Source organism: Streptomyces sp. NPDC001714 (assembly GCF_042892755.1).
In the GTDB taxonomy this organism is placed as follows: Bacteria; Actinomycetota; Actinomycetes; order Streptomycetales; family Streptomycetaceae; genus Streptomyces.
This window is the reverse complement of record NZ_JBIAUL010000002.1, coordinates 363,001-388,262: the sequence shown is the minus strand read 5'-3', so window position 1 is coordinate 388,262 and position 25,262 is coordinate 363,001. Positions and strand designations below refer to the sequence as shown.

At 72.7% G+C, this 25,262-nt stretch carries 18 protein-coding genes and 1 riboswitch; of the genes, 7 read left to right on the top strand and 11 right to left on the bottom strand.

Annotated features, from left to right (window positions below; genetic code table 11):
* Nucleotides 1–693, bottom strand: coding sequence for a hemerythrin domain-containing protein (locus tag ACFY0P_RS06285; RefSeq protein WP_388907926.1), 693 nt, complete (start codon nucleotides 691–693; stop codon nucleotides 1–3).
* Nucleotides 694–858: 165 nt separating this feature from the next.
* On the opposite strand from ACFY0P_RS06285, the gene ACFY0P_RS06280 reads away from it, so the two are divergent.
* The gene (locus ACFY0P_RS06280) at nucleotides 859–4,173 is read left to right on the top strand and encodes a BTAD domain-containing putative transcriptional regulator (protein WP_388908833.1); all 3,315 of its coding nucleotides are present in this window, start codon (nucleotides 859–861) and stop codon (nucleotides 4,171–4,173) included.
* A gap of 27 nt (nucleotides 4,174–4,200) precedes the next feature.
* Here ACFY0P_RS06280 and pgm read toward each other — a convergent pair whose 3' ends face one another.
* The 8 genes from pgm to ACFY0P_RS06240 all read right to left on the bottom strand — a co-directional run bounded on the left by pgm (nucleotide 4,201) and on the right by ACFY0P_RS06240 (nucleotide 12,368).
* Nucleotides 4,201–5,841 (bottom strand): phosphoglucomutase (alpha-D-glucose-1,6-bisphosphate-dependent), encoded by a 1,641-nt coding sequence (pgm, locus tag ACFY0P_RS06275; protein ID WP_388907924.1) that lies wholly within the window; start codon nucleotides 5,839–5,841, stop codon nucleotides 4,201–4,203.
* Between the two features lie 320 nt (nucleotides 5,842–6,161).
* On the bottom strand, nucleotides 6,162–6,917 hold the full coding sequence (locus tag ACFY0P_RS06270; protein ID WP_388907922.1) for a CbtA family protein: 756 nt from the start codon (nucleotides 6,915–6,917) through the stop codon (nucleotides 6,162–6,164).
* Nucleotides 6,918–6,939: 22 nt separating this feature from the next.
* A complete protein-coding gene (locus ACFY0P_RS06265) occupies nucleotides 6,940–7,161 on the bottom strand; it encodes a CbtB-domain containing protein (RefSeq protein WP_388907920.1) in 222 nt (73 codons plus the stop codon).
* Between the two features lie 36 nt (nucleotides 7,162–7,197).
* Nucleotides 7,198–7,339, bottom strand: a riboswitch (cobalamin riboswitch).
* Between the two features lie 67 nt (nucleotides 7,340–7,406).
* The gene (locus ACFY0P_RS06260) at nucleotides 7,407–8,462 is read right to left on the bottom strand and encodes an enoyl-CoA hydratase/isomerase family protein (protein ID WP_388907918.1); all 1,056 of its coding nucleotides are present in this window, start codon (nucleotides 8,460–8,462) and stop codon (nucleotides 7,407–7,409) included.
* Entirely contained in the window at nucleotides 8,459–8,755 is a 297-nt protein-coding gene (locus ACFY0P_RS06255; RefSeq protein WP_388907916.1) for a hypothetical protein, read from the bottom strand. Before ACFY0P_RS06255 ends, ACFY0P_RS06260 begins: the two co-directional genes overlap by 4 nt.
* Before the next feature lie 135 nt (nucleotides 8,756–8,890).
* Nucleotides 8,891–9,898, bottom strand: a complete 1,008-nt coding sequence (locus ACFY0P_RS06250; protein WP_388907914.1) for a VOC family protein — start codon at nucleotides 9,896–9,898, stop codon at nucleotides 8,891–8,893.
* Entirely contained in the window at nucleotides 9,895–10,758 is an 864-nt protein-coding gene (locus ACFY0P_RS06245; protein WP_388907912.1) for an alpha/beta fold hydrolase, read from the bottom strand. The genes ACFY0P_RS06250 and ACFY0P_RS06245 overlap by 4 nt, the downstream gene beginning before the upstream one ends.
* A gap of 11 nt (nucleotides 10,759–10,769) precedes the next feature.
* Nucleotides 10,770–12,368 carry a bifunctional 3-(3-hydroxy-phenyl)propionate/3-hydroxycinnamic acid hydroxylase gene (locus ACFY0P_RS06240; protein WP_388907910.1) on the bottom strand — a complete coding sequence of 533 codons (1,599 nt, stop codon included), beginning with the start codon at nucleotides 12,366–12,368 and terminating at the stop codon, nucleotides 10,770–10,772.
* Nucleotides 12,369–12,494: 126 nt separating this feature from the next.
* Between ACFY0P_RS06240 and ACFY0P_RS06235 the strand changes: the two genes are divergently transcribed.
* The 6 genes from ACFY0P_RS06235 to ACFY0P_RS06210 all read left to right on the top strand — a co-directional run bounded on the left by ACFY0P_RS06235 (nucleotide 12,495) and on the right by ACFY0P_RS06210 (nucleotide 22,978).
* Nucleotides 12,495–13,544, top strand: coding sequence for an amidohydrolase family protein (locus tag ACFY0P_RS06235; RefSeq protein ID WP_388907908.1), 1,050 nt, complete (start codon nucleotides 12,495–12,497; stop codon nucleotides 13,542–13,544).
* 131 nt (nucleotides 13,545–13,675) lie between these two features.
* Entirely contained in the window at nucleotides 13,676–14,872 is a 1,197-nt protein-coding gene (locus ACFY0P_RS06230) for an EfeM/EfeO family lipoprotein (protein ID WP_388907906.1), read from the top strand.
* Nucleotides 14,869–16,101 carry an iron uptake transporter deferrochelatase/peroxidase subunit gene (gene efeB, locus ACFY0P_RS06225; RefSeq protein WP_388907904.1) on the top strand — a complete coding sequence of 411 codons (1,233 nt, stop codon included), beginning with the start codon at nucleotides 14,869–14,871 and terminating at the stop codon, nucleotides 16,099–16,101. The genes ACFY0P_RS06230 and efeB overlap by 4 nt, the downstream gene beginning before the upstream one ends.
* Nucleotides 16,102–16,314: 213 nt before the next feature.
* The gene (locus ACFY0P_RS06220; RefSeq protein ID WP_388907902.1) at nucleotides 16,315–18,120 is read left to right on the top strand and encodes a phospholipase C; all 1,806 of its coding nucleotides are present in this window, start codon (nucleotides 16,315–16,317) and stop codon (nucleotides 18,118–18,120) included.
* Between the two features lie 226 nt (nucleotides 18,121–18,346).
* Nucleotides 18,347–20,221, top strand: coding sequence for an O-aminophenol oxidase PhsA (phsA, locus tag ACFY0P_RS06215; RefSeq protein WP_388907900.1), 1,875 nt, complete (start codon nucleotides 18,347–18,349; stop codon nucleotides 20,219–20,221).
* Between the two features lie 378 nt (nucleotides 20,222–20,599).
* Nucleotides 20,600–22,978: a SpoIIE family protein phosphatase gene (locus ACFY0P_RS06210; RefSeq protein WP_388907898.1), complete on the top strand. Its 2,379-nt coding sequence runs from the start codon at nucleotides 20,600–20,602 to the stop codon at nucleotides 22,976–22,978.
* Here the strand turns inward: ACFY0P_RS06210 and ACFY0P_RS06205 are convergent, their stop codons facing one another.
* Together ACFY0P_RS06205 and ACFY0P_RS06200 are read right to left on the bottom strand one after the other, a co-directional pair.
* Nucleotides 22,979–23,167, bottom strand: coding sequence for a hypothetical protein (locus tag ACFY0P_RS06205; protein WP_388907896.1), 189 nt, complete (start codon nucleotides 23,165–23,167; stop codon nucleotides 22,979–22,981).
* A 106-nt stretch (nucleotides 23,168–23,273) separates the two neighbouring features.
* On the bottom strand, nucleotides 23,274–25,112 hold the full coding sequence (locus tag ACFY0P_RS06200; protein WP_388907894.1) for a M1 family aminopeptidase: 1,839 nt from the start codon (nucleotides 25,110–25,112) through the stop codon (nucleotides 23,274–23,276).
* Between the last annotated feature and the right edge of the window lie 150 nt (nucleotides 25,113–25,262).

The following is a 25,262-nucleotide window of genomic DNA, read 5'->3' as shown; positions in this document are numbered from 1 at the left end:
CTACTCTCCGTCCAGTGGAGCACGCATGCTCCGCCGGTAGGCGTCGTACTGGCGGCGGCCGACGGCCTGCCACAGCAGGCGGCCGATGAGCGGGGCCTTGCCCAGGAAGAAGGCGCGCTCCTCGGGGGTGGCCTCCTCCAGGATCGCGCCGAGGGCCAGCATGCGCTTGTTCTTCGGCAGCCCTTCCAGGCCGCGTTGTCCGACCAGTTCCCATTCCGGGACGGTGAGATGCTCGGCGATCAGCGGGAGCAGCGACCGCTCCTCCTCGTCGAGGTGCTCGAGGAGCGCGATCCGGTGGGCGTCCAGGGCCAGCGCCAGTTCCTCGCCGGGTATCCGGTCTCCGGACCGCTCCCACAGGGGCGTCCACTCGGCGACCGCCGCGAGGGTGTGGTCGATCGCCGCGTGCTGCTCCGTCATCCGCTCCACCAGCGCCCCCTCGGGCGCGGCCCGGTCGCGCAGCAGCGGCCAGATCAGCTCGTCCTCGGCGTGGTGATGGTGGTGCAGGCCGAGGGTGTAGTCGCGCAGGGCGGCGGCGACCCGCGCCGCACCGGCCCGGTCGCCGTCGGGCACGGCACGCACCAGCCGGGGCAGCAGTGCCGACTCGCGGCGGAAGACCCGGTGGACCACGACCATTTCGTGGGTATGGGGACGCTCTGCGGTGGCGGAGGCGCCGTGGCTGCTGTTGAGGGACACGCTTGCTTGCTCCAACGATCCGGTGAATGCGATGAGTTGCCCAGGCTGGTGCACTCCTCTTGGCGTCCGCTTGGCGCCCGGCTTGGCGGTCCCGTCCAGCGCGCGTTTAACGCCTGTTGACGGGATCGACGCGGCGCTCGGGTAGATTCCCGCGGCGTGCTGCGTATGCGAGTCCTGGGTCCGCTGGGTGCCGAAGTCGACGGGACACCGGTCGGGTTGGGTGCTCCGCGGCAACGCGCCGTGCTGGCCCTGCTGATCGCGGCCCGGGGCGGTGTGGTGTCGGTGGAGCGGATGACGGACGCGCTGTGGCGGGGTGAGCCGCCGGCCAAGGCCGGTGTGTCGTTGCACGCCTACCTGTCCAATCTGCGCCGGTCGCTGGAACCGGGGCGCCCGCCTCGGGCCCCGGCCACCGTCCTGGTCACCGTGGCGCCCGGGTACGCCCTGCGGCTGGCCGCGGACGCGGTGGACGCCTGGCGGTTCGAGAGCTGGGTCGGGCGGGCCCGCACCGCCCCGGCCGAGGAGGCCCGGCGGCTGCTCGCCGAGGCGCTGGGCTGGTGGCGGGGGCCGGCCTTCGCCGAGCACGCGGACGAGGAGTGGGCCGCCGCCGAGGTGGCCAGGCTGACCGGGCTGCGCGCGGAGGCCCGGGAACTGGCCGTGGCCGCGGATCTGCGCACCGGCCGGGTGGCACAGGCCGCGGCCGACGCCGAGTCGCTCGTCCGGGACAGTCCCCTGCGCGAGGAGGGCTGGCGGCTGCTCGCGCTCGCCCAGTGGGCCTGCGACCGGCAGGCCGACGCCCTCGCCGCGGTGCGCCGGGCCGGCACCGTCCTGCGCGCGGAACTCGGCTGCGATCCCGGGCCCGCTCTGCGGGAGTTGGAGCATGCCGTGCTCAACGGGCGGCTCGACGTGCTGCGCGCGGCCGTGCCCGAGCCCGTCGCCGAGCCTCCCGCGCGCACCGGCCCGGGTCTGTTCGTCGGCAGGGGCCGGGAGTTGCGGGCCCTGGACGGGGCGGCCCGGGCCGCGCACACGGGTGGTGGACTGGTGCTGGTGACGGGCGCGGCCGGGGCCGGCAAGTCCGCGTTCCTCGACCGGGCCGCGGCCCGGCTGCGCGAGGCCGGCTGGCGGGTGGTGGTCGGGCGCTGCCCCGAGTACGAGGGTGCACCGCCCGCCTGGGCCTGGGTGGAGGCGCTCGGCGCGCTCGCCCGCGAGGTGCCTCCGGCCAGCCCGGAGGAGCTGACGGTGCTGCTGCGGGAGCCGGAGAGCACGGCCGCCGCCCCGGACGGGGAGGCCAGCGCCGGCCGCTTCCGTATGCACCGCGCCTTCGCCGCATGGCTGCGCGGCGCGGCCTCCGGGGCGCCCCTCGCCGTCCTGCTGGAGGACCTGCACCGGGCGGACGCCGAGACCCTCGCCCTGGTCGAGGCGGCGGCCGCCGTCACCGGGGTGCCGATGCTCGTCGTCGCCGGTTACCGGCCCGCCGAGGTCGGCGAGCACCTCCTGAAGACCCTCGCCCATCTCGCTCCGGCCGCGCCGCACCGGATCGCGCTGGGCGGTCTGCCGCTCCAGGACACCGCCACCCTGGTGGACGCCGTCTGCGGCGCGCCCGTGGCTCCGGCGACCGTGGCGGCGCTCGCCGAGCGCACCGGCGGCAATCCGTTCTACGTCCTGGAGAGCGCCCGGCTCCTCGCCGACGAGGGCGCCCTGGTCGCGGTCTCCGAGGTCCCCCAGGGGGTGCGTGACGTGCTGCGCAGACGCCTCGCCCTGCTGCCCGCCGCCGCCCGGTCCGTCGTACAGCTCACCGCCGTGCTGGGTCTGGAGGCCGAGGTCGCCCTGCTCGTCGATGCCGCGGAGGCGGACGAGGAGCAGGTGCTGGAGGGGCTCGACGCGGCGCTCGCCGCCGACCTGCTCGCCGAACCCGGGCCCGGCCGCGTGCGGTTCGTGCACGCCCTGGTCCGCGACACCGTCTACGCCGACCTGTCCGGCGCCCGGCGCTCCCGGCTGCACGCCCGCGTCGCACGCCTCCTGCTCCAGCACCGGCCCGGCGAACTCGCCGCCCTGGCCCACCACTTCGCCCGTTCCGGCAGCGCGGCCGACGCCCCGCTCGCCGTCGACTACGCGCTGCGGGCCGCCGAGGCGGCCGAGCGGCGCTACGCCCACGACGTCGCCGTCACCCTGATCCAGCAGGCGATCGACACCCATGTCGCGGCGACGGGCGACGACACCCCGCCCGACCGGCTGATCGAGTTGTCGGTACGGCTGCTGGGCGCCCAGGTGCGCACCGGCGCCACGGACACGGCCCGGCGTACCCGGCAGCGCGCGGTGGAACTCGCCGAACAGGCCGACCGGGGCGACCTGGTCGCGGCCGTGTACGGGGCCTGGACCGAGCCCGCGCCCTGGCGCAGCCGGCTCGAAGGGCCGTACGACCGGACCGCGCTGGCCCGCCTCGAACGGCTCGCCGCCGACGCCGGGCTCGACGGCCCGACGCGGGCCCGGGTCCTCCAGGTCCTCGTCGACGCGGTGGCCGCCGAGGACCCGCCCCGGGCCAGGCAGGCGGCCCGCGCCCAGCTGGCGCTCGCCCGTGCCGACGGCGAACCGCGCCTGATGGCGGCCGCGTTGATGACCTCGGCGCGCCTGCTGCCGCACGAGACCCGGGCCGGCGCCCGGCCGCCGCTCACCGCGGAGCTGCGCGGCCTCGCCCAGGCGCACGACCTGCCTGCCTATCGCTGGGTCTGCGAGAACCTGGACGCGATGACCGCCGCCGCCCGCAACGATCCGGCCGCCGTGCACCGGCACACCGCGGAGGGTCTGGTCCTCGCCCGCCGCTACCGGCTGGTGTGGGCGCAGGGGCTCAGCGCGGCGACCTCCGCCATGCTTGCCTGCGTGACCGGGCGCTTCGCGGCGGCGGAGGCCGCCTACGCCGAGGCGGACACCCTCCTGCAACGGGTGGGCGCCCACCACGCCACCGGTCTGCGCACGCTCGGGCTGATCACCATGCGGCTCGTCCAGGACCGTGCGGCCGATGTCGAGCCGCTGGTCCGGGACGTGTACGAGTCGGCGCCCGGCCAGGTCGCGGTGGCGTGGGCGCTGGTCCTGGCGCGCCTGGGCAGACGCGACGAGGCCCTGGCCGTACCCGTCCCCGCGGAACCGCCGCGGGACCATCTCTACGGCCTGGAGCTCGACTTCCGCGCCCAGCTCGCCGTGCTCCACCGGGACCACGACACGGCGGCCGCCCTCCTCGGGCACCTGCGGCCGCTGCGGGACCAGCTGGCGGGCGCGGCGGGCACCGCGTACGCGAGCCGTCCGCTCGCGCACGCCCTGGCCGACCTGCACCGGCTCCTCGGCGAGGACCGGGCGGCGGCCGAGGGCTACGCGCTGGCCGCACGCACCGCGCACGCCTGGGGATCGGCCCACCTCGCGGCGGACGCCCGTCGGGCCGCGGCGGACCTGGCCGACGCCCGGGCCCGCCGCCGCACCTTCGCGACCTGACGGCCCGGCACCGCGCCGCCCCCGTCGTCAGCCGCCGAGTGCGGTGTTCACCACCGCCTTGGCCTCCTCCTGCACCCGGGCCAGGTGGTCGGGGCCCTGGAAGGACTCGGCGTAGATCTTGTAGACGTCCTCGGTGCCGGACGGGCGGGCCGCGAACCAGGCGTTCTCCGTGGTCACCTTGATGCCGCCGATCGCGGCGCCGTTGCCCGGTGCCTCCGTGAGCACCGCGGTGACCGCCTCACCGGCCAGGGACTCGGCGGTGACCTGGGCCGGGGAGAGCTTGGCGAGGAGCGCCTTCTCCTCGCGGGTCGCGGGGGCGTCGATGCGGGCGTAGGCGGGTTCGCCGAAGCGGGCGGTGAGGGCGGCGTACTGCTCGGACGGGGTCTTGTCCGTCACGGCCGTGATCTCGGAGGCGAGCAGGGCGAGCAGGATGCCGTCCTTGTCGGTCGTCCACACGGAGCCGTCGCGGCGCAGGAAGGAGGCGCCGGCCGACTCCTCGCCGCCGAACCCGATCGCGCCGCTGACCAGTCCGTCCACGAACCACTTGAAGCCGACCGGGACCTCGACCAGTTGACGGCCGAGGTCGGCGGCGACCCGGTCGATCATCGAGGACGAGACGAGGGTCTTGCCGACACCGGCGCCCGCCGCCCACTGCTCGCGGTGGCGGTACAGGTAGGAGATGGCGACGGCGAGGTAGTGGTTGGGGTTCATCAGGCCGGCGTCGCGGGTGACGATGCCGTGCCGGTCGGCGTCGGCGTCGTTGCCGGTGGCGACCCGGAACTCGTCGCGCTTCTCGATGAGCGAGGCCATCGCGTACGGCGACGAGCAGTCCATGCGGATCCTGCCGTCCCAGTCCAGCGTCATGAAGCGCCAGGTGGGGTCGGTGTACGGGTTGACGACGGTGAGGTCGAGGCTGTGCCGTTCGGCGATCCGGCCCCAGTAGGCGACGGAGGCGCCGCCGAGCGGGTCGGCGCCGATGCGCAGCCCGGAGGCCCGGACCGCGTCGAGGTCGAGGACGCTGGGCAGGTCGTCGACGTAGACGCCCATGAAGTCGTACCGGCCGGTGGCCGGCGCGGCGAGCGCGCGCTCGTAGGGGATGCGCTGTACGTCCTTCATCCCGCCCGCGATGATCTGGTTGGCGCGGTCCTGGATCCAGGAGGTGGCGTCGGAGGCGGCGGGGCCGCCGCTGGGCGGGTTGTACTTGAAGCCGCCGTCGGCGGGCGGGTTGTGCGAGGGGGTGACCACGACACCGTCCGCGAGGCCGGTGGTACGGCCCCGGTTGTGGGTGAGGATCGCGTGCGAGACGGCGGGGGTCGGGGTGTAGCCGTCGGCACTGTCGATCAGGACGGTCACACCGTTGGCGGCGAAGACCTCCAGTGCGGTGACCTTGGCCGGCTCGGACAGGGCGTGGGTGTCGGCGCCCAGGAAGAGGGGGCCGTCGGTGCCCTGGCCGCTCCGGTACTCGCAGATGGCCTGGCTGGTGGCCGCGATGTGGTCCTCGTTGAACGCGGTCGTCAGCGACGACCCACGGTGTCCCGAGGTGCCGAACGCCACCCGCTGGCCCGGGTCGGACGGGTCGGGGTGCAGCGCGTAGTAGGCCGTGACCAGCCGGGCCACGTCGACGAGGTCCTCCGGAGCCGCCGGCCGGCCCGCTCGCTCATGCGGCATGAGTCCACTTCCTCCGCAGTCGTTGATCGATCACTCGCGGCCCATCTTTCCTTGTCAGCGGTCTCGGACGCGAGTGCGGCACCGGCCGCGCGCCGAAGACACGGCGGGTTCACGGCCGGTTCACAGCAGACGTACCTCACCGGGCGCCCGCTGTTCGAAGATGGAACGGGGGTGAGCGACCGGTTCGGCGGGATGCCGACGTCGGTTCAGGTGGGGCCGGCCGTCGGCGCGCAGGCCCACGACGGTGTGAGCGAACGCGAGAGGGCCCCCGGACGGTTCCGGTGGGCCCTCTCGTGTCGTTCGCCGTGCCGCGCTCCCGGTCAGTGCGGAGCGGGCACGGTACGCGGGGCAGCCGGTGCCTTCGCCGGCTTCGGGTTGAGGACGCGCTCGGCCAACTCGCCGAACAGCAGGCCGAATCCGCCCCACAGCACCGCCTGGATGGCGAGCGCCGAGAGCCGGAACCGCCACAGCAGGGTGGCCGGGAAGTCCGCCGGCACCTCGTTGACGACCGGCAGGAACTGGTACGCCAGCCCGATGACGACGGCGAACGCGAACACCGCGAGCACGGTCGCCCACCACGTGCCCAGCCGCGGTCGGAGCCGCTTGCCGAGGAGGGTGGCGGCGACCGCGAGGAGCACGCTGAGCAGCATCATCAGGAAGTACAGCGTGGTCCGCTTCCCGATGGTGTCCGGGTCGCCCACCGACGGCGGGTTGGCCGGGTACTTCAGGAACGGCACCACGTACACGGCCGTCAGCGCGCAGCCGGACAGCAGCAGCGCCGTCGCCCGCGGCGAGAGACGGCCGACGCGGCCGAGGGCGAAGCAGAAGGCCAGGGCGGCGATGCCGCCGAAGGCGACCCCGTAGACGAGGACACCGGTGGCCAGGCCGGCGGTGGACTGGAGGGAGCGGGAGACGACCTCCATCTCGTGCTCGTGCGAGTGGGCGTCCTCGAAGCTGATCGCCTTGTCGACGTTCGGCTCACCGAGCAGGTAGGCGACGACGAGGGCGAGCAGGCCGGCGGCCAGGCCGGCGAGCATGCCCCGCACCAGGAGGTTCCGGACCGTTGCGGAGTTCATGGGTGGTACGGCGCCCCTCGCGTCAGTGGCAGGGGAAGCCGAGCAGGTGGCGGGCGTCGTGCACCCACTCGTGGACGTCCGTGCCGCTGAACACGGAGGTGGCGCCCTGTTCGGCGCCGACGAAGTAGAGCAGGATCAGCATCAGGATGCCGAAGAAGACCGCCCACGGAGCTATCGCGGAGAGCGGCAGCTTGGCGGGAACGGCGGGGGTGGTGGCTGTCGGCGAAGCGACGGTCTGCGCCATGGCAGGACCTCCTCTGGGAGTTCGCGTCCCATCTCGGTGGTGCACAGGACGACGGCCACGGGTCTGACTCACGAGCAGCCCGGGGGCTCTCGCATACAGTGGCGCGACCGTTCCGGATTCCCACCGGGTTCCGTCTCGCCGTCGTCGATATCGGACAGACCGTACCGCGTGTCAGGAGCACGGCCAAGACCGCGTCACCAGGCGTGATCTTCGTCTCGCGCCTGGTGGACGGCCGGTGGGGCGGGTCAGACGGGTGGGGCGAGGCCCAGTTCGCACTCGCCGAGCGGGGCGAAGAAGCGGTCGACGTCGGCGTCGGTGACCTCGGCGAGGGTGGCCGGGGACCAGCGCGGGGCGCGGTCCTTGTCGACGACCTGGGCGCGGATGCCCTCCACCAGGTCATGGCTCGCGAGGGTCGCGCAGGAGACGCGGTACTCCTGGTCCAGGACCCGTTCCAGCGAGCCGAGTTGCCGGGCTCGGCGCAGCGCCTCCAGCGTGACCTTCAGGGCGGTGGGCGACCTGGTGAGCAGGGTGTCCGCAGCCTCCTTCGCCGCCGGGCCGCCGTACGCGAGCAGCCGCTCGACGATCTCCTCGACGGTGTCGGCCGCGTAGCAGGCGTCGATCCACGCCCGGTACCCGGCCAACTCCCCGTCGGGCGCCTGCCGTACCTGCCGGGCGAGCGCCTCGGACACGGGCAGGCCGGCGAGGTCGGAGACGAATGTCCGGAGCGAGCCGGACGGCATGTAGTGGTCGGCGAGTCCGCAGAGCACGGCGTCGGCGGCGCCGATCTGGGCGCCGGTCAGGGCGAGATGGGTGCCGAGTCCGCCGGGCGCCCGGCCGAGCAGGTAGGTGCCGCCGACGTCGGGCACGAAGCCGATCCCGGTCTCCGGCATGGCGATCCGCGACCGCTCGGTGGCGATCCGGACACTGCCGTGCGCCGAGACACCGACCCCGCCGCCCATCACGATGCCGTCCATGAGCGCGACGTAGGGCTTCGGGTACCGGGCGATGCGGGCGTTGAGCCGGTACTCGTCACGCCAGAACGCGGCCGCGGCCGACCCGTCGCCGTCGCGGGCGTCGTCGTGGACGGCGCGGATGTCACCGCCCGCGCACAGACCGCGCTCCCCCGCGCCGGTGATGACGACGGTCTCGACGGCGGGTTCGTGCTCCCAGGCGGTGAGGGCCTCGTCGATACGGCGCACCATCGCGTGGGACAGGGCGTTGATGGCCTTCGGGCGGTTGAGCGTGATGTGCGCGGCCCGTCCGTCGACGTGCAGCAGGACGTGTTCCTCGGCGCCGGTCATCCGGACACCTCCGCCGGGCCGCGGGCCACGATGAGGCGCATGATCTCGTCGGTTCCTTCCGGGACGGGGTGGACGCGTGCGTCGGACGATCTTCTCGTGTCCGTTTCGTCCACAGCACGCCGACCCGTCGAAAGGCGTGCCGATCGGCGGTCGGGGGCGGCGGCCGACGGCGACGAAGGGGCGCCGGAGAAGCGGAGGCCGCCGGTGTCGGCCTCGCCGCCGGTGATGACGGTGCCGCCGTCCTCGGCGTCGGCACCGTCATCGCCGTGGACCTGGCGGAGCGACGGCGTCAACCGGCCTCCGGGCTGGGCGCCCCACACACTCGACGGCGTGCCGGGCGAAGCTCGGCCGGCCGAGACGCTGACGGCACTGCGGGAGCGGTACGGGGACACACCGACGGCCTTGTGCACGGGCGACGGGCCGGGCCGTCACTCGTCGGGGATGCCGCCGCCACTCAGTGCGGGGACGGTCTTCTCCGGGTGGAGCAGGGAGCGGGTGCCGGCGCGGAGCTGGTCGAGTCTGTCGACGATGGTCCGGCCGACGGGGGTGTGGCCCCAGATGCTGATGCCCTGGTGGGTGCTGGGTTCCCAGGTGGACTCGTCGACGACGATCGGGTTCCAGCCGACCTCCCACTCGAAGCCGGAGGGGGTGCGGGCGTAGTAGGAGAGTTCCTTGTCGTTGGTGTGCCGGCCGACCGACAGGGCCATGTCGAAGCCGAGTTCGTGGACGCGTTGGTAGCTGCGGGCGAGGTCGTCCAGGGAGGCGGCCTGGATGTTGAGGTGCTGGACGCGGGTGCGGACGGGGTCGATGGGCAGGGCGCGGACGGCGGCGATGGCGATGGAGTGGTGGCGTTCGTTGACGCGCAGGAAGCGGATCTTGAGTTTGACGCCGCTGATGGTCTCGTCGATGTAGTCGGTGAGGCGGGCGTCGAAGACGGTGTTGAAGTAGCCGCGCATGAGGGTGGGTTTGGCCGAGGTGATGGCGACGTGGCCCATGCCGGAGTCGCCGGTGACCCAGCCGGACGCGAGCATCGTGAGGGGGGCCGTGGCGAGGACGGGGGTGGTGTAGATCTCCTGGGTGATGCCCTTGGGGCCGGGGAAGCGGAGCAGGCGTTCGACGCCGCGCTGCTTCGCCTCCTCGGTGGTGCCCTCCACCGCGGGGACGCCGTGGGCGCGGACCCGGGCCTCGATCTGCTCGAAGGTGGTGTGGTCGTCCAGGTGCCAGCCGAGGGCGACGACGTCCTCGGCGGGGCCGCGCCGCAGCAGGAACCGGCACTCGTGGTCGTCGAGGCGGAACCGCATCAGCCCGGTGTCGAGGTCGTCGTGGTGCATACCGATGGCGTCGGTGCCGAAACGACGCCAGTCACCGAACCTCTGTGTCTCGATGACCAGATAACCGAGGTGCACGGACCCGAAGACGTCAGGATGCGTGGTCATCGCCGGCCCGCCAGGAAGTCCGCGCACACGCTGTTGAACAGCTCGGCACGCTCCCACTGCACCCAGTGCCCGGTGTTGGCGACCTCGTACAGGTCGCAGTTGGGCATCCGGTCGGCCAGCATCCGGCCGCCGGAGGGCCGGTTGACCTTGTCCGCGGCACCCCACAGCACCAGGGTCGGCACCGGCAGGCGTGCCAGGCGCCTGTCGCGGGTGAAGTCCATCTTCCACACGGTGCCGAGGGACTTCGGGCGGGTCAGCGGCGGGTTCGCGACGACCTCGGGGTCGATGCTGTCCTGGTAACGGGAGTCGATGACCGAGGCGGGCACCTCGGCCGCGTTGAAGACCAGGTGGGTGCGGATGAACTTCTCCAGCTTCAGCCGCGAAGGACCGTCCCCGGAGTAGTAGGTGAGGAGGCTGTTGAGGCCGGGGGTGGGCAGGGCGCGGGTGGTGCCGATGCCGCCGGGGCCCATCAGGACCATGCGGTCGACCCGGTCGGGGGTGTCCAGGGCGAGGCGCAGCGCGCAGGCGCCGCCGTAGGAGTTGCCGACCAGGTGGGCCTTGTCCAGGCCGAGCCGGTCGAGGAGGCCACGGATGTGGTCGGCGAGGTAGCCGAACGGGTCGGTGCCGTCGATGCCTTTGGTGCTGCGGCCATAGCCGGGCAGGTCGGGGACGATGACCCGGTGTTCCTTGGCCAGTTCGGCGATGTTGCGGCTGTAGTTGGAGACGCCGGAGGCGCCGGGGCCGCCGCCGTGCAGGAGCAGGACGGCCGGGCCGTCACCGGTCTCCGCGACGAAGATCTTCTTGCCCGCGACGTCGAGCAGCGACTCCTGCATCGACGGCGGCTGCATGTGTGTGGTCATGGGGGTGGTCCTCACTGGGCGGAGACGGCGGCGGGTCGTGGTACGGGTGCGAACCCGTCCGGTGGCCGGGGGAGTTGGACGCCGGCGGGCGCGGCGGCGTAGACATAGGCGTCGGGGCGCAGGGCGAGCGTGGTCACGTCGCGCTTCGCCAGCCAGGGCAGCAGCACACCGTCGCTGTCCACGACCGCGCCCTCGGCCGGACGCGAACCCGCCGGCAGGACCGCCAGCGAGGGCACGCCGGCCCGCTCCCACGCCTGCTGCGGGCGGGGCAGGCCGAGGTGCAGGAGCAGCCAGCGGCCGCCGAGGACGTCGTCCAGGCGGACCCGCTCCCCGTCGGAGCCGATCACCCAGGGCTGCGGAATCTGCTGCCCGGAGGCCTTGGTGCGGGGCCGGGCCTGGAAGCCCTTGGCGTAGGACGCGACCGGTATCCAGTTCGAGTCCACCAGCCGGGAGGTGAGACCCGACACCGGGCGGATCGCCCGCAGCGCGCCGTTCCGGGCCCGCGCCACCGGGAGTCGGCGTTCGGTGATGAGGCGGCCGACGAACACCGCCCGCCGGGTCACCTCCTTCACATGCGGCTTGCGCTCGGCCTCGTAGGAGTCGAGCAGGCTCTCCGGCAGTTCGCCCCGCAGCACGGCGGCCAGCTTCCAGCAGAGGTTGGCCGCGTCCCGCACCCCCGCCGCCATGCCCTGCCCGATCCACGGCGGCATCGCGTGCGCCGCGTCCCCCGCCAGGAAGACCCGGCCCACCCGGAACCGGGCGGCGAAGCGGACGTGGTGGCTGTAGACGGTGGCCCGCAGGATCTTGATCTGGTCCCGGCCGATCCCGTACCGCGACACCATCGCGTAGATCGCGTCGTCACCGGTCAGGTGTTTCTCGTCGTCGCCGGGCAGGACCGGGAACTCCCAGCGGTGATGGCCGAGCGGCGTCGGGCAGTCCACCGCCGGGCGGGCCGGGTCGCAGCGGAACCGCAGCCGGTCGTGGTCCGGCCACGGCTTCAGCATCTCCGTGTCGATGACCACCCAGCGGTCCTCGTACGTCCGCCCCTCGTACCCCACGTTCAGCTGGGCCCGGGTGAGGCTGGAGCCGCCGTCGGCCGCGATCACGTACTTCGCGCGCAGCCGCCGTACCGAGTCGTCGGCGCCCACGACCGTCAGCTCGACGCCGTCCGTGTCCTGACGCAGCCGCAGGCACTCGTGGCGCAGCAGCACCTCCACGTTCGGGTACCGGTCGACGCCGTCGCGCAGGACCTGCTCCAGCGCGGGCTGGTAGAGGAACATCTGCGGCGGATGCCCGTGACCACGCGGGGCGGGGCACGCGCTGAGGAAGGTACGGCCCCGCGCGTCGACGAAGTCCAGCGGCCGCTCGGCGAGCATGTCCAGCTTCAGCCGCTCGGCCAGGCCGATCCGCTGCCAGATCCGGATGACCTCCTCGTCCGTGGAGATCGCCCGCGCCCGGGAGAAGACCTCCGCGTCCCGCTCCACCACCACGACCCGCAGCCCCATCCCACCCAGCAGGTTCGCGGCCGTCACCCCCGTGGGCCCGTAACCGATCACCGCCACGTCGTAGGCGCCCTCGTCGGCTCTGTGCACGGTGCTCGTCTCACTCACCGGACCACCTCATGTCGCTCCCGTCGCGGCTCTTTGCTGTAGCGTTTGCTCCAATTGGAATGTCCACTACGGTAAGCAGGCCGTCAGAGGGCGGTCAAGAGCCGTCCCGACGGGAAAGGCACTCCCATGACCAGCGCACCTCGCCGGATCGACGTCCACCAGCACCTGGTTCCGCCCTTCTACCGCGACGCCCTCGCCAGGCACGGGATCGCCGAGGCGGGCGGCCGCGCCCTGCCCGACTGGAGTCCCGAGGCGGCGCTGGAGCAGATGGATCTGCTCGGCACCGAGACGGCGATCCTGTCCGTCTCCACGCCGGGCACCGGATTCCTCACCGGCCCCGGCGAGGCCGCCGCCCTGGCCCGGCGGCTCAACGACTTCTCCGCCGCGCTCGCCGCCGAGCACCCCGGCCGCTTCGGCTGGTTCGCCACCCTGCCGCTGCCGGACGCCGCCGCGGCCGCCCGGGAGGCCGAAGGCGCGCTCGCCGGGCTCGGCGCCGACGGCGTCACCCTGCTCGCCAACACCGGCGGCGACTACCTCGGGGCCGACGGCCAGGACGCCCTGTGGCGGGTGCTGGACGAGCACGGCGCCGTCGCGTTCGTGCACCCGGCCGAGTTGCCCGGGCCCACCGTGGCGGGGATCCCGCCGTTCGCCGCCGACTTCCTCCTCGACACCACCCGCGCCGCGTATCTCCTGGTGCGCAACGGCGTCGTGCGCCGGTACCCGCGCATCCGGTTCGTCCTCAGTCACGCGGGCGGTTTCGTGCCGTACGCCTCGCACCGCATGGCCGTCGCCCTCGCGGCCGACACCGGGCGCAGCCCGCTGGACATCCTGGAGGACCTCCGCGGCTTCTACTTCGACACCGCGCTCTCCTCCAGTCCGGCCGCGCTGCCCACGCTGCTCGCCTTCGCCCGGCCCGGGCACGTCCTGTTCGGCAGCGACTGGCCGTTCGCGCCGGCCGCGGCGGGCCAGTACTTCGCCAACGGGCTGGACAGCGGCGTCGACCCCGGCACCCTCACCGCCGTCGACCGCGGCAACGCCGAGGCTCTCTTTCCCCGCCTGGCAGGTGCCCGCGTCCCGGCCGCCGCCGCGCGTCCGTTCCCGGCGCGGCTGCGGCAGGCCGTGCGGCGCGCCGGTGCCCGCGCCGTCTTCAGGCTGGTCCAGCCCGGTACCGACTGAGCGGCTCCCCCGGAGGTCCGGTGAACCGGCAGGGAACTCTTGGTCATGGGTTTCCCTGGACGGCCGTTCGAGTACAAAGGGCTGCCTAACATGAGGCGATCACGAACGGTACGAACCCCCGGGAGCTCGGGATGGTGTTGTCCGGCCTCAACTGGAGGTCGTTGCGTCCCTGGACGGTCGTCGGTGTCGCCGTCGTGTGCCTGGTGGCCGGAGTTCTGGCGCTCACGCACGACTCACACCCCGCACACGCCGACTCGGCCGCGTTGCCGCACACCACCGTGGAGGTGTCCGCCAGCCGCTGCGGCCGGGGGTGGAGCGCGCCGGTTTCCGGCGTCCAGGTCTTCGACCTGCACAACCCGACCGACGGGGCCGCCGGGGTCCTCCTGGAGGACCCCGGGAGCCAGGCCGTGTACGGCGAGGTGGAGGACATCGGGCCCGGTACCACCCGGGAGCTGACCGTCCGGCTCGGCAGGGGCGCGTACGCGTTCAAGTGCGTGCCCGACGACGCCGACGCCGTCACCGGGCCGACCGTCCGGATCGCCAAGGGCCGTAGCGGCCCGGCCGCGGCCCCGGTCACCGAGCACGACCTGATCCCGCCGGCGCTCGCCTACCAGAAGTGGGTCGGCAGCGGCCTGTCCGACGTCGTACGGCTGACGGCCGCCCTGCGGGACGCGGTCGACCGCGGCGATCTGGCCGCCGCCCGCACCGCGTGGCTGCCGGCGCACCTGGAGTACGAGCGGCTGGGCGCCGCGTACGACGCCTTCGGCGACGCCGACGGCGCGATCAACGGCACGGACGCGGGGTTGCCCGGCGGGGTGCACGACAAGGACTTCACCGGCTTCCACCGGATCGAGTACGGCCTGTGGCACGGCGAGCCCGCCGCCGGCCTGCGCGGTCCGGCGGCCGAGCTGGTGAAGGCGGTCACGGCGCTGCGCGACGACTGGGCGCAGACCCGGATGGACCCGGCCCAGCTGGGGCTGCGGGCGCACGAGATCCTGGAGAACACGGTGCAGTTCGAGCTGACCGGCCGTACCGACTACGGCAGCGGCAGCAACCTCGCCACCGCCCGCGCCAACCTGGACGGCACGGTGGAGGTCATGTCCCGGCTGCACCCGCTGCTCGCCACCCGGTACGCCGATCTGGCCGGTCTCGAGAGCGAGTTGAAGCAGGCCGGCAGGACGCTCGACGGCTTCGGGCACGGCGGCACCTGGACACCGCTCGGCAAGCTCGGTCACCGGCAGCGCGAGGACGTCGACGCGGTCCTCGGCGACCTGGTGGAGCGGCTGGCGTCGGTGGCGACCCTGTGCGATCCGCGGAGGACGGTATGAGCACCGACGAGACGGCCGGCAAGGGCGGAGTGGGCCGCCGCGGGTTCCTGCGCGGCGCGGCCCTCGCGGGCGCCGGGCTGGCCGCGGGCGGCGCGGCCGCCCCCAGCACGGACCCCACCGCCCCCAGCACGATCGCTCCCTTCCACGGCGCCCGCCAGCAGTCCGCGATCGCCACGCCCCGCCGGACGACCGTGTTCACGTCCTTCGACGTCACCGCCGAGAACCGCGCGGACCTGACCGAGCTGCTGCACACGCTCACCGACCGCGCCCGCTTCCTGACCTCGGGCGGCACCCCGGACCCGGTCGGTGTCACCGGCCCGCCCGCCGACTCCGGAGTCCTCGGCGAGCAACTGCCCTCCGGAGCGCTCGCGGTGACCGTCGGCGTAGGCGGCTCGCTCTTCGACGACCGGTACGGGCTCCAAAAACTGAGACCGCGTCGGCTGACGACGATGCCTGCGTTCCCGGACGACGACCTCCGGCCCGCGTGGTGCCACGGCGACCTCAGTTTGCAGTTGCACGCGGATGACACCGACACCGTGCTGCACGCACTGCGCGACATCGCCCGGCACACCCGGGGCGGCATGCAGGTCCGCTGGCGGCTGGACGGCTTCACCAGTCCGCCCCGCCCGTCCGGCACCCCGCGCAACCTGCTGGGCTTCAAGGACGGCACCGCCAACCCGGAGACCACCAGCACCCGGGAGATGGACCGGCTGGTGTGGGTCGGCCAGGACTCCGGCGAACCGGACTGGACGGTCGGCGGAAGCTATCAGGTGGTGCGGCTGATCCGCATGCTGGTGGAGTTCTGGGACCGGGTCTCGCTGAGCGAGCAGGAGCGGATGTTCGGCCGTTCCCGCGAGTCCGGGGCGCCCCTGGACGGCAACGCCGAGCACGACACGCCTGATTACGCCGACGACCCCAAGGGCGACGTCATCCCGCTGGACGCGCACATCCGGCTGGCCAACCCGCGCACCACGGCCACCGCCGACCAGCGGCTCCTGCGCCGTGCCTACAACTACGACCGGGGCATGGACGGCAACGGCAACCTCGACATGGGCCTGCTGTTCTGCTGCTACCAGCAGGACCTGGCCCGGCAGTTCGAGACCGTGCAGAAGCGGCTGGCCGGGGAGCCGCTGGTCGACTACATCTCGCCCTTCGGCGGCGGCTACTTCTTCGCCCTGCCCGGGGTGCGGGACCGCGACGACTGGTACGGACGCGCCCTGCTCACCTGAGCTTGTTCGAACAACTCCACGGCAATTCCGTAGCCCGAACGGTCAATACACCGTCAAAATTTGCCCCAGCATCCCTGACCCGGTGTTCATCCAGCCGCCATCATGGCTCCGCCGTAGCGCCCGCAAGCGGGCGAAGCATCCCTGCCTGTACGACGCAGTGACGTTCATGCCCGGAGGGGAACCAGCATGGCCAGCACAGGAAGACGAACGGCGATGAGGAGCCTCGGCGCCCTCGCGGGGGCCGCCGCGCTCACGGTCCTCGGAGGCACCGCGCCCAGCTGGGCCGCCGTACCCGCCGGGCACGGCGGCGGCTCGTCGACCGCGACCCCGATCAAGCACGTGGTCGTGCTGTTCGACGAGAACATCTCCTTCGACCACTACTTCGCGACCTACCCGAAGGCCGCGAACACCGACGGCACGAAGTTCACGGCGTCCAAGAAGACCCCGAAGGACATCGACACCGTCGCCCACGCCGGGCTGCTGACGAAGAACCCGAACCAGTACGCGCCCAAGCGGCTCTCCTCGTCGCAGGCGATGACCTGCGACCAGAACCACTCCTACGGGCCCGAGCAGCTGGCCTACGACGGCGGCAAGGCCGACCAGTTCGTGCAGAACACCGAGGTCGACAAGTGCTCCGGCGGCCTGTTCGGCGAGCCGGGCCTGGTCATGGACTACTACGACGGCAACACCGTCACCGGTCTGTGGAACTACGCCCAGCAGTACGCCCTCAACGACCGCTCCTACAGCTCGGTCTACGGCCCCTCCACACCCGGCGCGCTCAACCTGGTCTCGGGTCAGACGCACGGCGCGATCTCGGTGGACTCGGTCACCGGCAAGCAGACGTCGACGCCGGACTCGTACGCCATCGCCTCCCCGGACGCGAAGGGCGTCGGCACGGTCGTCAACGACCCCGACCCGGCCTACGACGACTGCTCCGACAAGGACCACACCAGCACCAGCGCGCTGGCGTCGCTGCAGGGCAGGAACATCGGTGATCTGCTCAACTCCAAGCACGTGACGTGGGGCTGGTTCCAGGGCGGCTTCCGTCCGTCCACGGCCTACACCGGCACGTCCGGCTCCTACGCCAAGTGCGACACCACGCACACCAACGTCGGCGGCGCCTCGGTGGTCGACTACAGCCCGCACCACAACCCGTTCTCGTACTACAAGTCGACGTCCAACCCGCACCACGTGGCGCCGAAGAACGTGAACGAGATCGGTCACAACGGCCAGGCGAACCACAACTACGACCTGACCGACTTCACCGCGGTCGCCAAGGCGGGCAAGCTCCCGGCCGTCAGCTTCCTCAAGGCCGGTGAGTACCAGGACGGCCACGCCGGGTACTCCGACCCGATCGACGAGCAGCACTTCCTCGTCAACGAGATCAACACCATCCAGAACTCGCCGCAGTGGAAGTCCACCGCGATCGTCGTCGCCTACGACGACTCCGACGGCTGGTACGACCACGCCTACGCCAAGCCCCGCAACGGCTCCAAGGACACCACGGTCGGCTCCAACGGCAAGGCCCTCGACAGCGCCGCCTGCCAGTCCGGCCCGGCCGCGTCCGGCGGCTACGCCGACCGCTGCGGCCCCGGCACCCGGCAGCCGCTGCTGGTCATCTCGCCGTACAGCAAGGTGAACAAGGTCGACCACACCCAGACCGACCAGTCCTCGATCACCCGCTTCATCGAGGACAACTGGCACACCGGCCGCGTCGGCGACCACTCCTTCGACGCCACCGCGGGCTCGCTGACGAACATGTTCGACTTCCGGCACCCGAACAACAAGCAGGTGCTGCTGAACTCGGACGGCTCCGTCAAGCACATCGGCCCGATCCGCCACGTCTCCGCGGTGAGCACCCACATCACCCCGGGCCCCGCGATGGTGGACACGGCCGCGGCGACCGGCTCCGGCCAGTTCCCGGCCCTGCCGGTCAGCCTCGGCGCGGGCGCTCTGGTGGCCGCCGGCGCCACGGGCACGTACCTGACGCTCCGCCGCAGGCAGCGCACCGCCGCCTGACGCCACCCCCGCCCTGACCCGCTCGGCACGGTCCTCCTCCCCGGACCGTGCCGAGCGGCGTTTCCGCGTCCGCACGCGGGTGGCCGGAAATATTCACCCTTTCAGGCGGAAGGGTGCATTCCTGGAACGTCGTCCGGGCCTCGGGAGTCCTGTGGAGTGAGGGGAAAAGAACCGCAGAACATAGCAGAACACACAAGAGTCACAGAACACACGGGGGTGTTCGACCTTGACCGACATCATCGACAGGATCACCGAAAGCGGCGCGGGGGAAACGGCGCCGACGGCGGAGGAACTGGCGCCGTACGTGGCACCGTTGCCGGTCCCGCCCGTCCTGCGGCCCGGCACCGGCGACGTCCTGCGCGAGACGGAGATCGCGCTCCGCCCGACCTGGGTCCGCCTGCACCCGCAGCTCCCGCCGACCCTGATGTGGGGGTACGACGGGCAGGTGCCGGGCCCGACCGTCGAGGTCCGCCGCGGGCAGCGCGTCCGCATCGCCTGGACCAACCGGATCCCCAAGGGCAGTGAGTATCCGGTCACTTCGGTGCAGGTGCCGCTGCGCACGGACGGCCGTCCCCAGCCGAACACCGAGCCCGGCCGCGAGGGCGCCGAACCCGACAAGGACGTCGCCGCCCTGCCCGCCTGGACCGTGACCCACCTGCACGGAGCCCAGACCGGCGGGGGCAACGACGGCTGGGCGGACAACGCCGTCGGCTCCGGCGACGCCCAGCTCTCGGAGTACCCCAACGACCACCAGGCGGTGCAGTGGTGGTACCACGACCACGCCATGAACGTGACGCGGTGGAACGTGCACACCGGCCTGTACGGCACCTACCTGGTCCGTGACGACGAGGAGGACGCCCTCGGGCTGCCGTGCGGGGAGCGGGAGATCCCGCTGCTGCTCGCCGACCGGAACCTGGACACCGACGAGGACGGCCGCCTGAACGGCCGGCTGCTGCACAAGACCGTCATCGTCCAGCAGCGGAACCCGGAGACGGGCAAGCCGGTCACCACCCCGTTCACCGGCCCGTACACCACGGTCAACGGCCGCATCTGGCCGTACGCCGAGGTGACCGACGGCTGGTACCGGTTCCGGCTGGTCAACGCGTCCAACGCGCGCATCTACGAACTCGTCCTCGTCGACGAGGACGGCAACCCGGTCCCGGGCGTGCTGCACCAGATCGGCAGCGACGGCGGGCTGCTGCCCCGCCCGGTCCCGGTCGACTTCGACGCGGCGCTGCCGACGCTCACCGTGGCCCCTGCCGAGCGGTTCGACCTGCTCGCCGACTTCCGGGGCCTGGAGGGCAGGAAGCTGCGCCTGGTCAACAAGGGCCGCAACCAGCCGCCGGGCGTGCCCGACCCGGCGGGTGACGTGCGGTATCCCGCCGTCATGGAGTTCCGGGTCGGCTGCGGCGGTACGACGGACGGGTTCGAGCTGCCCGAGGTGCTCTCCGGCTCCTTCCGACGGCTCACGCACGACATCCCGCACGGCCACCGCCTGATCGTGCTCACCCCGCCGGCCACCAAGGGCGCCGGCGGCCACCCGGAGATCTGGGAGATGACGGAGGTCACCGACCCCGGCTCCGTCCAGGTCCCGGCCGACGGCGTCATCCAGCTGACCGGGGCGGACGGCACGACGAAGACCTACCGGCGCACATCCCGGACCTTCAACGACGCGCTGGGGTTCACCATCGCCGAGGGCTCCTACGAGCAGTGGAGCTTCCTCAACCTGGCGCCGATCGTGCACCCGATGCACATCCACCTGGCCGACTTCCAGCTGCTGGGCCGCGACGCCTACGACGTCTCCGGTTTCGACCCGGCGGTGGGCGGCACCGGCAAGCCGATCGCGTTCGACCCGGCGACACAGCTTCCGCTGGCGCCGAACGAGCTCGGCCACAAGGACGTCTTCCGGGTGCCGGGCGGTCAGGTCCTGCGCGTGATGGGGAGGTTCGACGGCGCGTACGGCCGCTTCATGTACCACTGCCATCTCCTCGAACACGAGGACATGGGCATGATGCGGCCCTTCGTGGTCATGCCCGAGGAGGCGATGAAGTTCGACCACGGCGCGGCCCACGGCGGACACGGCGAGGGCCACACGGGCTGACCCCGCGACGGTGCTCGCGCCGGCACCCGGCGGTCCGGGGGCCGGGGGGCCGGGGGTCCGGGGGTCCGGGGTCCGGGGGTCCGGGGGCCGGCGGAACGGGGGCCGGCGGAACGGGGGCCGGCGGTCTGGGGGCCGGCGGTCCGGGGGCCGGCGGTCCCGCACCCGGCGCTCCGGGGACCGGCGATCCGGGGCCGGCGCGAGTCCGTGCGGAACCGGTCATGACGGTGCCGGCGCCTCCCCGCCGGGGAGCGTGAGCGTGCGGCGATGTCCGTCGGCCGTCGGCGTCCGCCGGGTACCGGGCAGCGGCGACGGCTGCGTGCGGTTGTCGTCCGTCGTGCGGCACGGGATGCTGAGGGAGCACGGAGGGAAGCGGTGCCCATGGATCGTTTTCCGAACGCGGCCGACGTCGAATTCCACAGTCCCCTGGACCTCACCAAGGCCGCGGCCGCGGTGCTGGACGCCGAAGGCCGCATCTCGGGGTGGGGCCCCTCGGCCCAGCGCCTCCTCGGACATCCCGCCGAGGACGTGCTCGGCCGGCCGGCGGCCGTGCTGCTGGCGGCGGACGCGGATCCGAGACCGCGGCCCTCCTCGCTCTGCACGGCGCACCGGCCCCGCAGCACGGTCCTGGACCTGGCGTGCCGGGACGGGCGTACCCTCCGCGCGGCCGTGACCTTCAGCCCGCTCACGTCCCAGGGCGTGGCGGCGACCGTCGTGGTCGCGGCGGAGCTGGAGGCGCTGCGCTGCTGGGAGTCGCAGCTGGCCATGTTGCAGGGGCTGGCCACCGAGTCCTCCGTGGGCCTGACCATCTTCGACACCGACATGCGGGTCGTCTGGGGGAACGTCTCCACCGATCTGGAGCTCGCGGGGGTCGCCCAGTACGTCGGCCGGCCGGCCGCGGCCCTCTTTCCCGAGGGAGAGTTCATCTCCCGCCACCATCCTCCCGACGAGGACCAGATCATGGAGCACGTGCTCACGACGGGCGAACCGATCATGGGCATGCACTATCGGGGCCGGGCCCCCGCCGACCCGGGGCGCGAGCACGTCTGGTCCTGCTCGTACCACCGGCTGGTGGACGCCCGCGGCGAGCCGCTGGGGCTGTTCGAGGAGTCCCTGGACATCACCGACCGCTACCGCGCCCAGGAACGGCTGTCGCTGCTCGTGCGGGCGGGCAAGCGCATCGGCGCCTCGCTGGACGTGCGCCGCACAGCCGCGGAGCTCGCCGACGTGGCGGTGCCGCAGCTGGCCGACGAGGTGCTGGTGGACCTCCCGCCTGCGGTGATCGAGGGCCGGCAGCCGCCGACGGGTTCGGCGCCGGGGCACAGTCTGCTGCGGATGCACGGCCGGACCCCGGAGGAGTTCCGGACCAGTCCCGTCTCCTATCCGCCGTCCTCGCCGCAGGCACTGAGCCTGGCCACCAGCCGCCCCGTCGTCGACGCCGCCCCGACCGGGTCACCGAACGGGCCGGCACCGGCCGACCGGCGCTCCAGCCTGTTCGTCCCGCTGCTCGCGCGGGACGCGGTCCTCGGCCTCGCGACGTTCCGGCGCAGCAGCAACCCCGACCCTTTCGGGCCCGAGGAGCAGACGCTCGCCGTGGAGCTGACCGAGCGCGCCGCCGTCGGCATCGACAACGCCCGCCGGTACACCAGCCAGCACGCCGCGGCCCTGGTGCTGCAGCGGAGCCTGCTGCCGCAGCACCTGCCCGAGCAGAGCGCGGTCGACGTGGCGTACCGCTATCTGCCCGCCGACAGCCGGGTGGGCGTGGGCGGCGACTGGTTCGACCTGATCCCGCTGTCCGGGGCCCGGGTGGGGCTGACCGTCGGCGACGTGGTCGGCCACGGGGTGCACGCGGCCGCGACCATGGGCAGGCTGCGCGCCACCGTACGGACCCTGGCCCTGCTGGACCTCGACCCGGCGGAGCTGCTCACCCGCCTTGACGGCCTGGTCGCGCAGGACTCCGAACCGCACGCGGACGACGGGCTGGGCGACGAGGCGCTCGGGGTGACCTGCCTGTACGCGATCTACGACCCGGTGAGCGGCCGCTGTGTCTGGGCGAGCGCGGGTCATCCGCCGCCGATCGTGGCCGACGCGACCGGCTCGGTGGCGCTCTCCGCGCTGGCGCCGGGGCCGCCCCTGGGGCTGGGCAGCCTGCCCTACGAGAACGTCGAGCTGAGCCTGTCCAACGGCAGTGTGGTGGCGTTCTTCACCGACGGCGTGGTCGAGGACCGGCGCACCGACATCGACAGCGGCATCGACCGCCTCGCCCATGTGCTCACCTGGCAGCGGTGCCCGCTGGAGGAGCTGTGCGACCGGGCGCTGTCGACGCTGCCGCCCGGACCGCAGGCGGACGACGCCACGCTGCTGCTGGTCCGCACCCGGCGGCTGGGCGCCGGCCAGGTGGCGGACCTGGAGCTGCCGCCCGACCCGGCGATGGTGGCGCGGGCGCGCACGGACACCGAGCGTCAGCTGGAGACCTGGGGCCTGTCCGAGCTGGCGTTCACCGCGGAGCTGGTGGTGAGCGAGCTGGTGACCAACAGCATCCGGTACGCCACCGGCCCGGTGATGCTGAGGCTGATCAAGGACCGCAGCCTGCTGTGCGAGGTCTCCGACAACGCGCACACGGCACCGCACCTGCGGCGGGCCCGCCGGGACGACGAGGGCGGCCGCGGCCTGTTCCTCGTCGCCCAGATGTCACAGCGCTGGGGCACCCGCTACACCGGGACCGGGAAGACCATCTGGGCCGAACTGGCCATCCCCTGATCACCCGACCCGAGCAGGCTCACGGCTGCTGCTCCTCCACCGCGGCCGGTGCCGTCGTCCGGTGCAGGGCGCGGAATGCGGGACTTCCGACTCCTGCAGACCTTCGGGCACGGTGATGTCGAGGGCCGGCAGGGTGATGGCGATCGCGAAGACGGCGTCGCCGAGCATCGCCGGTCGCTCGGGACTCACGACGATCTCGCTGCGACGCAGGACGGCGGTGTACGCACGGAGCGGGAAAGATCCCCTGAGCTGCACCTTGCCCGTTGGGAAATTCCCCGCCCCTTCCGGACGGGTGTCAGCCGTCGATGCGGTGCGTGGTCCAGAACGACGTCAGGTCCGTGCTGGTGGCCGCCTGGGCCGCCGCCTTGAACTCGGCGGTGGTCGAGACGCCGTACCAGTGCGAACTGGCGTAGCTCTTGAGGAGGTTGGTCATGGCGGTGTCGCCGATCAGGCGGCGCAGGTCGTGCAGCGCGCACTTGCCGTAGCCGTAGACGACGGTGGAGTAGCGGGACGAGTGGGCGTCCCAGTAGGCCATCGAGTTGGTGATCTTCTCCGCCGACGAGGCCCAGGAGACGCTGTTCCAGCAGTTGGTGCCGGACAGGCCCTGCGCCAGGTCGGTGGCGTAGTCGGTGAACGCCTCGTCCAGCCACGGGCTGTTGTACTCGTCGTCGCCGACGATGCCGTACCACCACTGGTGGCCGATCTCGTGGGTGAGGGCGGTGGTGCTGACGAGGTCGAGGACGAAGCCGGGGTACTCCATGCCGCCGAACCAGAAGTTGTTGTCGATGACCGCGTCCAGCTCGCCGTACGGGTAGGCCCCGAAGCGGCCGGCGTGGGCGTCGACCGCCGACTTCGCGGTGGTGAGCATGGACTGGGCGCTGGAGGAGCTGATGCCCGACACCGAGTAGATGTTGATCGGTACCCCGCCCGGGGAGGTGCCGGAGATCTTGGTGAACGGCCCGGCGGCCCAGGCGAAGTCACGGACCTTGGAGGCCGTGGCGGTGGTGACGGTACGGCCGCTGGAGCCGGGGGTGTCGACGGAGGTGCCGGTCGCCGGGACCAGCAGGCTGCTGGGGTGGTCCAGGGTCACCTTGAAGTCGGCGGCGAGGGAGTAGAAGGACTCGCCGTTGTTGGTGTACGGGTCCAGGTGCCAGCCGGATCCGTCCTGGACCGCGAGGACCGGCAGGGCGTTGCCGATCATGCTGAAGGAGCCGTCGTAGCCGAAGCGGTCGGCGCCGCTGGGGACGGTGATGCCCAGGTCGAAGCCGATCGTGGTGCTCTGGCCCTGCGCCAGCGGTGTCGGCAGGGCGACCTCCAGCGCCGTGCAGGCGACCGAGAGCGCGCCCGCGGTGCCGCCGGTGACGTTGCTGACGGTGATCGGCGGGGCCGAGCAGGTGCCGTGGTAGTTGTCCCACAGCCTGAGGTAGACCTCGCTGAGCGCGGTCGCGGAGGCGTTGGTGAAGGTCACGCTCTCGTGGCCGGTCCAGCCGGTGCCGGTGGAGTTGCTGGTCAGGCTCACGGTGTACGACGGTGAGGCCGGGGTGCGGGTGCTGTCGCCCGGAGTGGTGGTGGCCGAGGTGTCGAGGGCGACGTCGTCCAGGACGAAGCTGGTCTGGAGGCTGGAGTCCTCGGTGCCGGTGAAGGCGACGGTCACGGTCTGCCCGGCGAACGAGGACACGTCGAACGACTTCTTCACGTACCCGGTGTTCTTGTCCAGGTTGGACCAGGTCGCCAGCGTGGTGCTGCCGATCTTCGCCGTGAGTTTGTCGTACGCCGTGGACGAGGTCGTCTCGGCGGTGTCGACGTGCAGCCAGAAGGTGAGCGTCGCGGCGCATCCGGAGGGGATGCTGACGCTCTGGGAGAGCGTGTCGGTGTGGGTGCCGCCGGTGCCGTCCAGCCAGGCGAAACTGGAGCCGCCGTGGGCGGACTGGCCGGAGCGGTTGGTGATCACGCTGGTCGAGGACTGGCTCCAGGGTGACGTGCCGCTTTCGAAGCCGCCGTTGGTGACGACCTGGGCGGGGGTGCAGGCCGCCTGGCCGGCGGCCGACGCCGTACTGCCGGGGAGCAGGGCAGCGGCGAGTGCCGCGATGGCCAACGCGCTGGTGGCGAGGGCCTTGTGGGGGGTCGATCTCACACGAAACTCCTTTGCGGAGGCCGGGGTCCCGGCCTGCTCGGTGGCCGCCGGTCCGGCCGGGGTGCGCCGGTGGCGGCCTCACGCATGACGAAGTGGTGCGAGTCGGAAGCCTGACAGATTTGACCAGGCCATGTCACTAAGGGGTTACCC